Consider the following 13,229-nt stretch of genomic DNA (forward strand, 5'->3'; position numbering starts at 1 on the left):
ATACGCCATGTGGGTTTTTTCCGGCCGTCGGCGCCCCCTGTCAGAGCCCGTCGGTGAACAGGAGCCGGTTGGGTGAGCCCTCGCTGACGGCGGACAGCTTGTCCCGCGTGGCCGCGCCACCGAGCCAGTCGGCGAGCTCGCCGGCGGTGGCCTCCGGGTGCTCCGCCTTGTAGAGCGCGGCCACGCCCGCGACATGGGGAGAGGCCATCGAGGTGCCGTTCAGTGCGGTGCTGCCGCCGTTCAGCTTGGCCGACACGATGGCGGCGCCCGGCGCGTACAGCGACAGGCACTTCCCGTGGTTGGAGAAGCCGGTCTGCTGGTCGTCCCTGTCGGTGGCGCCGACCGTCACGACCCCCTGCGCCGAGGCCGGTGAGACCGAGCAGGCGTCCACCCCGTCGTTGCCGGCGGCGAGGATCGGCAGGACCCCCTTCCTCGACAACGCGGTCGTGGCACTGTTCACGGCGGTGGACCTCGGGCCGCCGAGGGACCCGTTGAGCACGGCCGGCTGCTTGGCGTTGGTGGCGACCCAGTCGAAGCCGGCGAGGATCCCCGACCAGGTGCCCTTGCCCTGGCAGTCCAGGACCCGGACGCTCACCAGGTCGGCCTCGGGAGCCACACCGTACGTACGGCCGGCGACCGTACCCGCCACATGCGTGCCGTGGCCCTGACAGTCCTTGCCCTGCCGGCCGTCACCGATGGAGTCGTAGCCCGGCTTGGCGCGCCCGCCGAACTCGTCGTGGTCGAAATCGATGCCCGTGTCGACGACGTACGCGGTGACACCCTTGCCGGTGTTCCTCGCGCTGTACTGGCCGTCCAGCGGCAGTGCCTGCTGGTCGATCCGGTCCAGGCCCCAGGACGAGGCGGGCACGCGGCTGCTCGGGGGAGCGGTCCGCAGCGCCTCGATCTCGGAGTCCTGCTCGACGGCGGTCACGCCGGGCGTCGCCCGCACGGTCCTGAGCTGGGCGGCGCTGAGCTCCGCCGCGAACCCGCGCAGCACGCTCGTGTACGTGAAGAGGGGCTTCACCCCCGCGCGGTTGAGCAGCTTCCTCGCGTCGAACGCGGCGTCGATGGAGACGATGTAGCGGTCGACCAGAGGCGTCGCGGAGCGGTGCAGCGGCGCGAGGCGGGGCTCGGCGGCGGCCGGCTCCGCCGTGGTGGGCAGCGGACCGGCGGCTACGACGATCGCGCCCGTGGCGACCAGGAACGTGCTGATTTTCATACGATTCTTCATGAAAGGTACTCAAACATGATCGAATTATCTTCATCGGCAGCCTGGCCGGTGGTTCACCCGACCAGATCCGGCCGTCCCACGGCGTGATGTGTGGGCCGTACGTCGTTGACGACGCCGGCACCCGGGACGCAGGCTGGACGACGTGCAGCAGCGACGCGTCGTCTTCGTGATCTTCGAGGGGTTCCAGTCACTCGACCTCTCGGGCCCCTTCGAGGTGTTCCAGCAGGCGGGCCGGCTCGGTCCCGGCTACGACTGCCGGATCGTGGCCCCCGTCGCGGGCCCGACGCGCTCGACCAGCGGGCTGCGCGTGCACGCCGACCACGGGATCGGCGAGGTCGATCCCACCGGGATCGACACCCTGGTGGTGGCCGGCGGCAGCGGGGTCGACGACGCCGCGAAGGACCCCGCCCTCGTCGCGTGGATCGCCGAGGCGGGGACCACGGCCCGCCGGATCGCCTCCGTGTGCAGCGGCGTGTTCCTGCTCGCCGCCGCCGGGCAGCTCACCGGACGCCGTGTCACCACCCACTGGAGCCGCGACAGCCAACTGCGCCGCGAGCATCCCGGTCTGACCGTGGACACCCGGCCGATCTTCGTGCGCGACGGACGGGTCTGGACGTCCGCCGGAGTGACCGCCGGCATGGACCTGGCCCTCGCGCTGGTCGAGGACGACCTCGGCCGGGAGGCCGCCCACACCGTCGCCCAGCATCTCGTGCTGTTCCTGCGCAGGCCGGGCAGCCAGGCGCAGTTCAGCGTCCCCCTCTGGTCCGCGCAGCCGGCGACCGACCCGATCCGGGCCGTCGTCGAGGCGGTCCACGCCGACCCCGGTTCGCCGCACACCCTCGCGGACCTGGCCGCCCGTGCCGGGCTGAGCCCGCGTCACTTCCAGCGCCGCTTCACCGCGGAGCTGGGGACGGGTCCGGCCGAGTACGTGGAGCGCGTACGGGTGGAGGCCGCCCAGCGGGCGCTGACGGGCGGCGACGAACCGGTCACCGCCATCGCGCGCCGCTGCGGACTCGGCAGCTCCGAATCGCTGCGGCGCGCGTTCCACCGCCACTGCGGCGTGACACCGACCGACTACCGGAACCGGTTCCGATCGACGGAGGACCGCACATGACGACCAAGGAGTGCCCGTGACCACGTACGGACTGCTGATCTTCGACGGCGCGGAGGAGCTGGACTTCGTCGGCCCCTGGGAGGTCTTCACCGTCTCCTCGATGCTGCGCGACAGGACCGACACCGCCGTCCTGGTGGCCGAGCGCCCCGACCCGGTCCGCTGCAACAAAGGCATGCGGGTCCTGCCCGACCGCACGCTCGGCGACTGCCCGCCGCTCGACGTACTGCTCGTCCCCGGCGGCGGGGGAACCCGGCGCGAGGTGGACAACACCGCGCTGATGGAGTGGATCGGCAGGACGGCCGCCGAGACCGACTGGGTCACCGGCGTGTGCACCGGCTCCCTCCTCCTGCACGAGGCCGGGCCCGCGCGCGGCCGGCGGGTGGCCACGCACCACGGGTTCGAGGACGAGCTCCAGGCCCGCGGTGAGATCACCGTCGTCCGCGACGCCCGCTACGTCGTGGACGGGAACCTGGTCACCAGCCAGGGCGTCTCCGCCGGGATCGACATGGCCCTGTGGCTGGTCGGCCGGCTCCACGGACGTGACCACGCCCGCGCGGTCCGCCGGTACATCCAGTACGAGCCCGCGCCGCCCTATCTGGCCGACGAGCCGCTGCCGTACTGATCCGCCCGCTCACGCCCCGGCCAGCAACTCCGCGACCAGGGCGCCGACTTGTCCCGTCTCGATGAGGAAGCCGTCGTGACCGTACGGCGATTCGACGATCCTGAGCCGGTCGGCGCCGGGTATCGCCCCGGCCAACTCCGCCTGCTGCGCGGGCGGATAGAGCCGGTCCGAGCCGACCCCGGCGACGAGCGTCGGCATCCGCACCCGGCCCAGCGCGGAGCGGACGCCACCACGGCCACGTCCGACGTCATGGCCGTTCATCGCCTCGGTCAGTACGACATAGCTGCCCGCGTCGAACCGGCGCACCAGCTTGGCGGCGTGGTGGTCCAGATACGACTCCACCTGGTAACGCCCGCCCCGCCAGGGGTGTTCGCCCGACTGCGGCTCACCGCCGAACCGGGTCGCCAGCTCCGGCTCGCTCCGGTACGTCACATGGGCGATCCGGCGCGCGACCCCCAGCCCCCGGTGCGGCCCCTCGCCCGGCCCGGCCCGGTGGTAACGGCCGCCCTGCCAGCCGGGATCGGAGCGGATCGCCCCGATCTGCACGGCGCCCCAGGCGATCTGCTCCGCCGAGGACGCCGCCGGGCACGCCAGCACCAGCAGGGATCCCGTACGCTCCGGTCTGCTCACCGCCCATTCGAGGGCCCGCATCCCGCCCATGGAACCGCCGACTACCGCCGCCCAGCGCCCGATCCCCAGCGCGTCGGCCAACCGGGCCTCGGCGGCCACCTGGTCACGCTGCGTCAGATACGGGAACGTCGGCCCCCACGGCGTTCCGCCGGGCCCGGCCGAGGCGGGACCCGTCGTGCCCTGGCAGCCGCCCAGGACATTGGGCGCGACCACGAACCACCGCCGGGTGTCGAACGGCCTGCCCGGACCGATCAGCGCGTCCCACCAGCCGGCCGTCGGATGACCGGGGCCGGCGGGCCCGGCGACATGGCTGTCACCGGTCAGCGCGTGCAGGACCAGCACCGCGTTCGACCCGTCGGCGGCGAGCCGCCCCCACGTCTCGTACGCCATCCGCACCCCGGGCAGTGACCCACCGCCCTCCAGCGGCAGCGGGTCCCGCAGGGTCACCCAGGCGCGGCGGCCCGGCGGATCCCCCTCCCGCCAGGCCCCGGTGGCCGGCGGGAGGGGGAGCGCGGTCGGCGGCGCCGTGCTCAGGACGCGGCCTTGGCGGCGCGGAACCCCGCTTCGAGATCGGCCTTCAGATCGTCGATGTGCTCCAGCCCCACCGACAGCCGCACCAGTCCCGGAGCGGTGCCCGTGGCCGTCAACTGCTCCTCGTCGAGCTGGCTGTGGGTCGTCGACGCCGGGTGGATGATCAGGCTCCGTACGTCACCGATGTTGGCCAGATGGCTGAACAGCTCCACCGCGTCCACGAACCGCTTGCCCGCCTCGACACCGTCGCGCAGCTCGAAGGAGAGAACCGCACCGGCGCCACGCGGCAGATAGCGTTCGGCCGCCCCGTGCCAGCGGTTGGACTCCAGACCCGGGTAGTGCACCTCGGCGACCTCGTCACGCCGCTCCAGCCAGCGCGCCAGCTCCAGGGCGTTGGACGTGTGGCGCTCGACGCGCAGGCTCAGCGTCTCGACGCCCTGGAGCAGCAGGAACGCGGAGTGCGGTGAGAGCGCCGGGCCGATGTCGCGCAGCAGTTGGACGCGCAGCTTCACCGCGAAGGCGCTCGGGCCGAGGTCCGGCCAGTAGCGCAGCCCGTGGTAGCTCGGGTCCGGGGTGTGGAAGTCCTCGAACCGCTCGGCGTGCGCGCCGAAGTCGAAGGTGCCGGCGTCCACCACCACACCGCCGATGGTCGTGCCGTGCCCGCCGAGGAACTTGGTCGCCGAGTGGACGACGATGTCCGCGCCGTGCTCGATCGGGCGCAGCAGATAGGGAGTGGGCACCGTGTTGTCGACGATCAGCGGTACACCCGCGTCGTGGGCCGCGTCGGCGACCGCCCGTACGTCGAGGACGTTGCCGCGCGGGTTGCCGAGCGTCTCGGCGAACAGGGCCTTGGTGTTGGGTCGGACGGCGGCCCGCCAGGCGTCGATGTCGTCCGGGTCGTCGACGAAGGACACCTCGATCCCGAAGCGCGGGAGCGTGTGGCGGAAGAGGTTGTAGGTCCCGCCGTAGAGCGAGGTGCTGGAGACGATGTGGTCGCCGGAGCGGGCCAGGGTGAGGATCGCGAGCGTCTCGGCGGCCTGCCCGGAGGCGAGCGCCACGGCGGCGACACCGCCCTCCAGCGCGGCGATCCGCTGCTCGAAGACGTCCTGCGTGGGGTTGTGGATCCGGGTGTAGATGTTGCCGGGCTCGGCGAGCGAGAAGAGGGCGGCGGCGTGCTCGGTGTCGCGGAAGACGAACGAGGTCGTCTGGTAGATCGGTACCGCACGGGCGCCGGTCGTCGGGTCGGGCTCGGCACCCGAGTGGATCTGCTTGGTCTCGAAGGACCAGGCGGCGCCGGGGTCCTGACGGGAACTGTCGTCGGGAGTGTGCCCCGCGGTGACGGAATCGACGGGCTGGCTCATGGCTGACGGCCTCGCACGGGTGAGAAGAACGGAGTCGGCGGATCGCGACGGCGGACAGGAACCGGCGCGTGACTCCGGACCGTAAAGGGCGGCAGACAGGGCCGGAAGTGCGGCGCCTCAATGGCCACGAGACTGAAATGAAGCGGCAACACAGCTTGATTATTGCCGGACTATTGCAAAGCTGTGGCGAGGCGGTCTGTCGTCTTCGCTGTTCGAATTTCGGCCCTCTACCGTGGCTCCGTCGTCAACTGTGGAAAGTGGGTCCGTCGTGTCCGTCACGGAATTCCTCGCCAACAACGCGGTCTACGCGGAGTCCTTCGCGGGCCCTCGGCAACTGCCCCCGTTCCGTCGGCTAGCCGTGGTGGCCTGCATGGACGCACGGCTGGACATCTTCCGCATTCTCGGCCTGAACGAGGGCGACGCCCATGTCATCAGGAACGCCGGGGGAGCGGTCACCGACGACGGGATCCGTTCCCTGGCGATCAGTCAGCGGCTGCTGGGTACTCGAAAGATCATCCTGATCCACCACACGGACTGCGGGATGCTCTCTTTCACCGACGACAATTTCAAGCGGGACATCGAGAACGAGACGGGGATCCGGCCGCCGTGGTCCCCGGAGGCATTCACGGATCTGGCGGAGGACGTACGTCAGTCGATTCGCCGGATCACCGTCAGCCCGTTCATTCCGCACACCGACGCGGTACGTGGATTCATTTTCGACGTGGCGACGGGACAGCTCGAAGAAGTGAAGTGAATGGTGCGCCCGTGCGCCCGGGACGGGATGGGCCGGTTCCGGGCGGTCCCGGGCGCACCCGGGCAGGCGTCAGCTCCGGTCCGTGTGGCGCAGGACGGCGGGAATCACCGTGTCCCAGACCCGGGCCGGCGGCGCCTGGTGACCGACCCCGTCCAGGGTGACCAGACAGGCGTCGGGGATCCCCTCGGCCAGCGCACGCGCGTGGTCGAGGGGGAAGAGCGGATCCTCGGTGCCGTGCAGGACGAGCGTGGGTGCGGACACGTCCGCCAGCCGGACCGCGACCGGCTTCTCGTCCTCCCCGAGCACCCAGTGATTCTTCATGGCCGCCTCGATGTCCGTGGAGCGGTCGACGACGCGGCCCGCCAACTCCCGTACCGCTTCCTCCTCGAACGACGCCGAACCGGTGAACAGCCGCTCGCCCGCCACCAGATACGCGATCACCGCCGCACGGTCCGACCAGTCCGGCTCGGGGGCCGGATCGGTGAACGACGCGCTCAGGCGCGGGGAGGGCGGCGGCAGTTGCGATTCGGTGGGACCCGCCGGGCTCGTGGAGACGAGGGTGAGCGTCGCGACCCGCTCCGGGTGGGCGACGGCCAGGGACTGCGCGACGCCGCCGCCCATGGAGATGCCCACCAGATGCGCTCGGTCCACACCGAACGTGTCCAGCAGACCGACGACGTCCGCGATCAGATCGTTGAAGGTGTAGTCCGGGGCGCCGGCCGGGGAGACGACGGACTGCCCGGTGTCACGCTGGTCGTAGCGGACGACATGCCGTCCGCCGGCCGCGAGCCGGGCGCAGAACCCCTCGTCCCAGCCGTCCATCGAACTCGTCGCGCCGCTGATCAGCAGGATGGCCGGATCGGTGGGGCTGCCGAAGGTCTGGACGCACAGGCGCACGCCGTTCGCCTCGACCTGGTGCGTGGCGCTCCGGGGTACGTCGCTGTGGGACACGGCGTCATTCGGGATCATGCGGGGCTCCTGTGTTCCTGGGTGTCGGTCGTCGTCGTGTCGCTGTTCCTTTACTGACCCGCCGAGGCTCCGGAACTCATCGGTCGGTCAGCTTTCGAAGGACTCCGCGAGATCCGCCGGGGCGGCCTGCTTCCAGGAGTCGACCAGGATGTCGTACAGCTCCCTCTCGTCCTCCAGCGCGCTCAACCGGGCCCGTACCCATGAGGAGTTGGCCTCGTGCGGCGGGACCCAGAACTTCTCGGGCTCGGCCGCGATCAGCTCCGTACGCTCCAACCGGGGGCAGCGGACGGCGAACGACGTCCCGTCGTCGGGCACCGTGACATACATCCGCCCCGCGACATGGAAGGTGGGGATGTTCCAGAGTTCCCTCTCCACGGTGCGCGGCAGGGACAGCGCGATACGGCGGACGTCGTCGGTGTCGAGACCTGGGCCGGCACCCGGGTCAAGGTCTGCGTCAAGCATGGTCGTCGCCTTCGGATCGATGGACGCGGCTGCTCCCATGATCCGGCATCGCCCGGTCCGGCGTATCCCCGTTCACCTGGCGAAGTGTCCGGCCGGTGCGCGCCGAGCGGGCCCGCCGCGGGTCGGGGGTGGCGCGTCGGCCGTGCGTACTGCCGGAACCGGTCTTCCTCACCAGCAGCCAGGCCTCGGCCGATCCGTCCTCGCCGTCACGGAACCGGGTGAGCGCGTAGGAGCCGCGCAGCTTGCGCCCGTTCAGCCGGAAGGAGGCATGACCGCTGGCCAGGGCGGTGGCGAAGGCGGCCGGGCTGTTGACCCCGAGCGGCCGGTACGTTCCCTGGTCCCAGACGATGACCGGGCCCGCCCCGTACTGACCGGACGCGATGACACCCTCGTACTCCCGGTACTCCAGCGGGTGGTCCTCGGTGGGCACCGCCAGCCGCTTGTCGGCCGGGTCGGTGGACGGACCCCTCGGTACGGCCCAGGACTTGAGCACGCCGTCCACCTCCAGCCGGAAGTCGAAGTGCAGCCGGCGGGCGTCATGGATCTGGACGACGAACGACAGTTCACCGGTGGGGCCCGTGCCCTCGCCGCGCGGCTCGTCGGTGGTGTCGAACCGGCGCTTCCCGTGATACCGGGCCAGGCGGTCCTCCCCTCGCACTAGCCGTCCATTTCCTCGTCTTCGGCGATGTGCATGGCGGCCTCCTCGGCCGAAGCGGCGCCGCCGTCGATCCCGACGTCGCGCGCGCCCACGTCCGAATGCCGACGGGGCGCGATGTCGTCCACCGCCTCCAGCCGTCCCGCTCGCGCGTCACCCGTCTCCGTGTCCACCGGCTCGCCCTCGCCTTCGGGTACGTCACCGACGCCGTCGCCCGTCTCCGGGCGCACCTCGGGAGCCTCCTGGGCGAGCCGCTGGTCCAAGGACTCTCCCTCGCGCTGCTCCTCGCCGGTGACGCCGTACTTGTTGACGCCGAGAGGGTGCTCGGGCGGGGAGTACCCCTCCGTCATCATGTCGTCCAGCCCGCGCTCGTCTATCACGTTCTCCAGATCGAGATCGTCGGAGGGGCCGTTGTCCACGTCCGAGTTCTCGGGCTGGTACACGTCGTCGCCTCGTGACTCGTCGACCATCACTCGATCCTTTCGGCAGATTCTCAGAATACGCCCCAAATGTCCGCCGGGTGGTTCGGGAGTGGGCCGGGCGGAGACGGGCCCCGACGCGGGCGGGCGCCGGGGCCGGGCCGGGGGAGGTGGCGCGGGAGGCGACGCGGGTCCGGGGGCCGTACGGCCCCGGAGCTGTCACCGGCGTCGATCGGCGGGCGGCAACGGAAGGTGCGCAGGGCGGCGGATTCAGGGCACACGAGCGGACAACGAGCCGACAGAAGGAGCCCCATGGGTACCGAGCACGACGTCGTAGCGCTGATCCTCCGGGACCACCGGACGATGGAGGACCTGTTCCGCAGGATGCGGAGTGTGGAGGCGGATCGCGCGGCGGCGCTGCGCGAGTTCGCGGGGCTGCTGGTCGCCCACGCCCGCGCCGAGGAGACCGAGGTCTATCCCGCGCTGACGCGCTTCAAGAACATCGACAACGCCGAGGTCGAGCACGGCGAAGAGGAGCACGACGAGGGCAATGAGGCGCTGCTCGACCTGCTGGAGACCGACGAGGTCGGCTCCGCCGAGTGGGACGAGAGGCTGGAGAGCCTGGTCGAAGCGGTGAGTCACCACCTCGACGAGGAGGAGCGGACCATCCTCAACGGCGCGCGGGAGAACGTCGGCGCCGAGCGGCGCGCCGAGCTCGGCGTCGCGTTCAGCGAGGAGAGGGCCAGGCAGCTGGCGGCGGACTGCGGCAGTGTCGAAAGCGTCCGCGAGCAGGTCAAGAGCTGATGAGCCGCCGCCGACGGCCGGTCCGGCCGTCTGGCGCGGCCCGCGCGGGGTAGATGATGGGCATGGCATCCCAGAAGTGCTTTCCCCCGGCCCCGTACGCGGTCCGTGCGCTCGGCGGGGCCGCCGAATGATCCTCGGAGCGGAGGACGCGGGAGGTCCCACCTGGTACACGTTCGTGGCGATCGCCATCGCCGTGGGGGTCGTCGGCTACGCCTTGTTCCACCGGCGCCGTCGCTGAGAGCCGGTCGGAGGCCACCCGGCGGGCTCTGAGGCCGGGGCGCCGGGCTCAGCCGGCGCTCCAGGCGTGCGGCAGCCGTGCGGCAGGCGTGCGGCAGGCGTGCGGCGCCGGTGGCGCCGGCCGTGCCCGACGCGGCGGTCACGTACGAGCGCGTCCGCCGCCTTCGCGGGACAGTCCAGCCGGTGCCCGTGCGGGGGGAGGAACGTCCCGCAGGAGTGCTCCGGGCAGGGCGGCCGGGCCAGGGTCTGGAGCGGTGCGGCGGCCTTTGAGGTGCGGGGAGCCGCGGATGTCCCGGTCCATGGCGCGGGCGTAGCCGCGGGCCGCGGTCGCGTGGAGAGGGCCGTAGCCGTCGAGCCGCGGGTCCCGGAGCGGCAGCTCGGCGGCGTGGAGCAGGTAGGACACATCGATCTTCGGCTCGGGCGGCTCGGGCTCGCTCGTACTCACGCCGCGTGACCCTGGTCGCGCTGTTCGAGCCCCTGACGGGCCCGCCGGTCGGCGGCGCGCCGCTCGGCAGTGGGGTCGATGGTGCTCGGCTCGGTGTCGAAGGCGTCGCCCCCGCGGCCCATCGACGGCTCGGAGCCTTCGAGGAAGGTGTCCGCCACGGCGGTGGCCCGTTCGTCCATCACAGATCGTGGGCGATCGATGCCGTCACGAGCATTGACACCGTCAGAGATCAAGTGATCTATTCACTTTATGAGTCGCAGTGAGTTGTCGTTGTCCGAGCGCCTGGCGGACAACATCGTCGAGATCATCCGTTCGGAACGCCTCGATCACGGAGACGCCCTGGCGTCCTCCCGTGATCTCGCCCGCCGCTTCGGCGTCACCACGCCCACGGTGCGTGAGGCGCTGCGCAGGTTGGAGGCCACCGGCGTGGTGGAGTTCCGGCACGGATCCGGCACGTACGTGGGCCCGGGTATCGGGCGCCGGCTGATGGCCAACCCGCATCTGCCGCGCAGCACCCGCGCCTCGGTGCTGGAACTGGTCGAGGCACGGCTGGTGCTGGAGCCGGCCGTCGCCGCGGCTGCGGCGAATGTGCGGATGGCCGACGCCGTACGGGAGTTGGAGTCGGCGGCTTCCAACGCGCTGCACCCGCCGGAGGAATCCCTGCGGCGGTCGGTGCACTTCCATGTGGCGCTGGCCGCGGCGAGCGGCAACACGCTGCTCCGCGAGGCCGTCGAAGCCCTGCTCCAGGTCCGCGCGCGGGACCAGGTGGAGATCCGGCACCGCTACAACGACAGGGCACGGGACCACGCCGAGCACCTGGAGATCCTCGACGCGGTACGGGACGGCGACGCGGCGGCGGCCGAGCGGCTGACCCGTACGCATCTGGCGGCGATCCGAGAGGCGGTCCTCACCGCCGACTTCCCGGCGGACGAGCCGGACGAGCCGGACGCCGACGCCGGACTCGGCGGCACGCTCCCGGAAGGAGGCCGGCGATGACCTCCTCCCACCCCTCACCCTCCCTGCCGCCGCGTCCGCTGCGGCTCGCCGAGATGACGACCGTCGAGGCGGCCGACGCCGTGACGTCCAGCCCGGTGGTGATCCTGCCGGCCGGCGCGTTCGAGCAGCACGGCCCGGGGATGCCGATGGCCACCGACACCGTCCGCGCGGAGTCGGTGGTGGACCTGGCCGCCGCCGAACTGGGCGGACGCGCGGTGATCGGCCCGTCCCTGCCCGTCGGGGTGTCCCCGCACCACCTGGCGTTCGCCGGCACGGTGACGCTCTCCACCACGACGTTCGCCGCCGTCGTACGGGAGTACGTCGACAGCCTGCACCGGCACGGCTGGCGGAAGATCCTCGTCGTGACCGGCCACGGCGGCAACAACGCCACCCTGGGCACGGTCGCTCAGGACCTGCTCGTCACCCGGCCCGACATCCAGTTCGCCTGGACCCCGCTCACCGCGCTGGCGCCCGACGCCGTCGCGGACATGCGCGTCGGCGAGGTGCACGGACACAGCGGTGAGGCCGAGACGGCGCAGATGCTGCACCTCGCGCCCCATCTCGTGCACACCGACCGCCTGACCCCCGGACCGACGGCCACCGCCGATCTCGATCCCCTCTCCCGGCTCTCCCGGCGCGGCCACCCCGCGCTCACGGTGAGCTACGACCGGCTCAGCCCCAACGGCGTACTCGGCGACCCGCGCCGCGCGACCGCCGCCGCCGGGCAGGCCGTCGTGGACACGGCCGTGTCCCGCATCGTCACGTTCGTCAAGGAGTGGCTGGACGCCTGACCGGGGCCTTCAAGGCCCCCTCCGGCACCACCACTTCCCCGCGTGCGCCCGCACATCCGAGGCGCACGCCCCTCACCCGTCACCGCACCCCGCGCCGTGTATCCGCGCGCCCTCGTTCCCCCGCACCCCTGTCCCTCAGTGAGCCGTACGCGCCCCCGTGCCGTACGGCAGAAGGAGCCTGCAATGAAGCAGTCCCCGTTCGGCGGCCGACGCCTCTCCCCGGGCCGTGCCCGCGCCCTGATCCGTACCACCGTGGCCGCGGCCGGACTCGCCCTCGTCGGCTCGGCGCTGGCCCCGGTCACGGCGACGGCCGCCTCCACTCCCGCCGGCCACCCGTCCGCCACCGGCTGTCGGCAGCCCGCGCCCCAGCAGCCGGGCACCAGCCAACTGCGCACCCTCGCGAGCGGCGGACTCTCCCGTACGTACCAACTCCATCTCCCCGCGGACTACACCCCGCGCCACGACTGGCCCGTCGTGCTCGCCTTCCACGGCAGGGGCAACACCGGGGTCGGTACCGAGGAGTTCTCCGGGCTGTCCAACCTGCCCGCGATCGTCGCGTACCCCAACGGCGTCGTCGGGACCGGCGACGGCGACCGGCAGGCCTGGCAGGGCGCGCCGTACGCGGCGGCCGGTGTCGACGACGTCGCCTTCACCGGTGACCTGATCGACGAGTTGAACCGCACCCTCTGCGTCGACCGGCAGCGCGTGTACGCCACCGGCAAGTCCAACGGCGCGGGCTTCACCGGCCTGCTCGCCTGCCGCATGTCCGACCGGATCGCCGCCATCGCCCCCGTGGCCGGCGCCTTCTACCCCGAGACCGGCGAGAACTGCCGCCCCTCGCGTCCCGTCCCCGTCATTGACTTCCACGGCACGGGCGACGTCACTATCCCCTACGAGGGCGACCCCGAGCGCGGCCTGCCCGCGATACCCGACTGGACCAACGCGTGGGCCGACCGCAACGACTGCCGCGCCCGGCCGCGCACCAGCACGATCGAGCCCGACATCACGATCACCCGCCGCGGCGGGTGCGACCACGGCGCCGAGGTACGCCACGTGGCCGTCACGGGCGGCGGTCACACCTGGCCCGGCGCCGACAGCTACAGCGGTGGCGGATACGCCACCGGGACCATCGAGGCGCACGAGGTGATGTGGCAGTTCCTGCGCCAGTACCGGACCCCGAGATCCGTCGTTCGCTGACGCAGGAATCG

16 protein-coding genes are annotated in these 13,229 nt (G+C 72.0%); 7 read left to right on the forward strand and 9 right to left on the reverse strand.

Going from position 1 to position 13,229, the window contains the following annotated elements; all coding sequences use genetic code 11:
* Positions 1 to 40: 40 nt before the first annotated feature.
* A complete protein-coding gene (locus tag P3L51_RS00565) occupies positions 41 to 1,219 on the reverse strand; it encodes a S8 family peptidase (protein ID WP_354602968.1) in 1,179 nt (392 codons plus the stop codon).
* 154 nt (positions 1,220 to 1,373) lie between these two features.
* On the opposite strand from P3L51_RS00565, the gene P3L51_RS00570 reads away from it, so the two are divergent.
* Both P3L51_RS00570 and P3L51_RS00575 read left to right on the forward strand, forming a co-directional pair.
* Positions 1,374 to 2,345, forward strand: coding sequence for a GlxA family transcriptional regulator (locus P3L51_RS00570; protein WP_354602969.1), 972 nt, complete (start codon positions 1,374 to 1,376; stop codon positions 2,343 to 2,345).
* Between the two features lie 16 nt (positions 2,346 to 2,361).
* Positions 2,362 to 2,967, forward strand: a complete 606-nt coding sequence (locus P3L51_RS00575; RefSeq protein WP_354602970.1) for a DJ-1/PfpI family protein — start codon at positions 2,362 to 2,364, stop codon at positions 2,965 to 2,967.
* 9 nt (positions 2,968 to 2,976) lie between these two features.
* On the opposite strand, the gene metX is transcribed toward P3L51_RS00575, so the two are convergent.
* Positions 2,977 to 4,131, reverse strand: coding sequence for a homoserine O-acetyltransferase MetX (metX, locus tag P3L51_RS00580; RefSeq protein WP_354603003.1), 1,155 nt, complete (start codon positions 4,129 to 4,131; stop codon positions 2,977 to 2,979).
* Positions 4,128 to 5,489, reverse strand: a complete 1,362-nt coding sequence (locus tag P3L51_RS00585) for a bifunctional o-acetylhomoserine/o-acetylserine sulfhydrylase (RefSeq protein ID WP_354602971.1) — start codon at positions 5,487 to 5,489, stop codon at positions 4,128 to 4,130. The genes metX and P3L51_RS00585 overlap by 4 nt, the downstream gene beginning before the upstream one ends.
* Positions 5,490 to 5,757: 268 nt before the next feature.
* Here P3L51_RS00585 and P3L51_RS00590 point away from each other — a divergent pair, with 268 nt between their 5' ends.
* Positions 5,758 to 6,243 (forward strand): beta-class carbonic anhydrase, encoded by a 486-nt coding sequence (locus P3L51_RS00590; RefSeq protein ID WP_354602972.1) that lies wholly within the window; start codon positions 5,758 to 5,760, stop codon positions 6,241 to 6,243.
* Positions 6,244 to 6,312: 69 nt separating this feature from the next.
* Here the strand turns inward: P3L51_RS00590 and P3L51_RS00595 are convergent, their stop codons facing one another.
* From P3L51_RS00595 to P3L51_RS00610, 4 genes are all read right to left on the reverse strand, one after another.
* Complete coding sequence (locus P3L51_RS00595) at positions 6,313 to 7,212, reverse strand: alpha/beta fold hydrolase (protein ID WP_354602973.1); 900 nt, start codon at positions 7,210 to 7,212, stop codon at positions 6,313 to 6,315.
* A gap of 87 nt (positions 7,213 to 7,299) precedes the next feature.
* Positions 7,300 to 7,674, reverse strand: coding sequence for an MmcQ/YjbR family DNA-binding protein (locus P3L51_RS00600; RefSeq protein ID WP_354602974.1), 375 nt, complete (start codon positions 7,672 to 7,674; stop codon positions 7,300 to 7,302).
* Positions 7,667 to 8,332: a DNA polymerase ligase N-terminal domain-containing protein gene (locus tag P3L51_RS00605; RefSeq protein ID WP_354602975.1), complete on the reverse strand. Its 666-nt coding sequence runs from the start codon at positions 8,330 to 8,332 to the stop codon at positions 7,667 to 7,669. The genes P3L51_RS00600 and P3L51_RS00605 overlap by 8 nt, the downstream gene beginning before the upstream one ends.
* Positions 8,332 to 8,799, reverse strand: coding sequence for a DUF5709 domain-containing protein (locus tag P3L51_RS00610; RefSeq protein ID WP_354602976.1), 468 nt, complete (start codon positions 8,797 to 8,799; stop codon positions 8,332 to 8,334). Before P3L51_RS00610 ends, P3L51_RS00605 begins: the two co-directional genes overlap by 1 nt.
* A gap of 261 nt (positions 8,800 to 9,060) precedes the next feature.
* On the opposite strand from P3L51_RS00610, the gene P3L51_RS00615 reads away from it, so the two are divergent.
* A complete protein-coding gene (locus P3L51_RS00615) occupies positions 9,061 to 9,552 on the forward strand; it encodes a hemerythrin domain-containing protein (protein ID WP_354602977.1) in 492 nt (163 codons plus the stop codon).
* Positions 9,553 to 9,928: 376 nt separating this feature from the next.
* Here P3L51_RS00615 and P3L51_RS00620 read toward each other — a convergent pair whose 3' ends face one another.
* Together P3L51_RS00620 and P3L51_RS00625 are read right to left on the reverse strand one after the other, a co-directional pair.
* Positions 9,929 to 10,234, reverse strand: a complete 306-nt coding sequence (locus tag P3L51_RS00620; protein WP_354602978.1) for a hypothetical protein — start codon at positions 10,232 to 10,234, stop codon at positions 9,929 to 9,931.
* The gene (locus P3L51_RS00625) at positions 10,231 to 10,413 is read right to left on the reverse strand and encodes a hypothetical protein (RefSeq protein WP_354602979.1); all 183 of its coding nucleotides are present in this window, start codon (positions 10,411 to 10,413) and stop codon (positions 10,231 to 10,233) included. The genes P3L51_RS00620 and P3L51_RS00625 overlap by 4 nt, the downstream gene beginning before the upstream one ends.
* Before the next feature lie 91 nt (positions 10,414 to 10,504).
* Here P3L51_RS00625 and P3L51_RS00630 point away from each other — a divergent pair, with 91 nt between their 5' ends.
* The 3 genes from P3L51_RS00630 (at position 10,505) to P3L51_RS00640 (ending at position 13,218) form a co-directional block, all read left to right on the forward strand.
* A complete protein-coding gene (locus P3L51_RS00630; RefSeq protein ID WP_354602980.1) occupies positions 10,505 to 11,230 on the forward strand; it encodes a FadR/GntR family transcriptional regulator in 726 nt (241 codons plus the stop codon).
* The gene (locus tag P3L51_RS00635) at positions 11,227 to 12,021 is read left to right on the forward strand and encodes a creatininase family protein (RefSeq protein ID WP_354602981.1); all 795 of its coding nucleotides are present in this window, start codon (positions 11,227 to 11,229) and stop codon (positions 12,019 to 12,021) included. Before P3L51_RS00630 ends, P3L51_RS00635 begins: the two co-directional genes overlap by 4 nt.
* A gap of 183 nt (positions 12,022 to 12,204) precedes the next feature.
* Complete coding sequence (locus P3L51_RS00640; RefSeq protein WP_354602982.1) at positions 12,205 to 13,218, forward strand: CE1 family esterase; 1,014 nt, start codon at positions 12,205 to 12,207, stop codon at positions 13,216 to 13,218.
* Positions 13,219 to 13,229: the final 11 nt, after the last annotated feature.

The sequence above is a fragment of the Streptomyces panacea genome (genome assembly GCF_040560175.1).
GTDB classification, from domain to species: domain Bacteria; phylum Actinomycetota; class Actinomycetes; order Streptomycetales; family Streptomycetaceae; genus Streptomyces; species Streptomyces panacea.

Bases quoted from the DNA above. Each gene is read 5' to 3' on its own strand.
- P3L51_RS00565 (WP_354602968.1), bottom strand. From the start codon at position 1,219: ATGAAAATCAGCACGTTCCTGGTCGCCACGGGCGCGATCGTCGTAGCC.
- P3L51_RS00585 (WP_354602971.1), bottom strand. From the start codon at position 5,489: ATGAGCCAGCCCGTCGATTCCGTCACCGCGGGGCACACTCCCGACGAC.
- P3L51_RS00595 (WP_354602973.1), bottom strand. From the start codon at position 7,212: ATGATCCCGAATGACGCCGTGTCCCACAGCGACGTACCCCGGAGCGCC.
- P3L51_RS00600 (WP_354602974.1), bottom strand. From the start codon at position 7,674: ATGCTTGACGCAGACCTTGACCCGGGTGCCGGCCCAGGTCTCGACACC.
- P3L51_RS00610 (WP_354602976.1), bottom strand. From the start codon at position 8,799: ATGGTCGACGAGTCACGAGGCGACGACGTGTACCAGCCCGAGAACTCG.
- P3L51_RS00615 (WP_354602977.1), top strand. From the start codon at position 9,061: ATGGGTACCGAGCACGACGTCGTAGCGCTGATCCTCCGGGACCACCGG.
- P3L51_RS00625 (WP_354602979.1), bottom strand. From the start codon at position 10,413: ATGGACGAACGGGCCACCGCCGTGGCGGACACCTTCCTCGAAGGCTCC.
- P3L51_RS00635 (WP_354602981.1), top strand. From the start codon at position 11,227: ATGACCTCCTCCCACCCCTCACCCTCCCTGCCGCCGCGTCCGCTGCGG.
- P3L51_RS00640 (WP_354602982.1), top strand. From the start codon at position 12,205: ATGAAGCAGTCCCCGTTCGGCGGCCGACGCCTCTCCCCGGGCCGTGCC.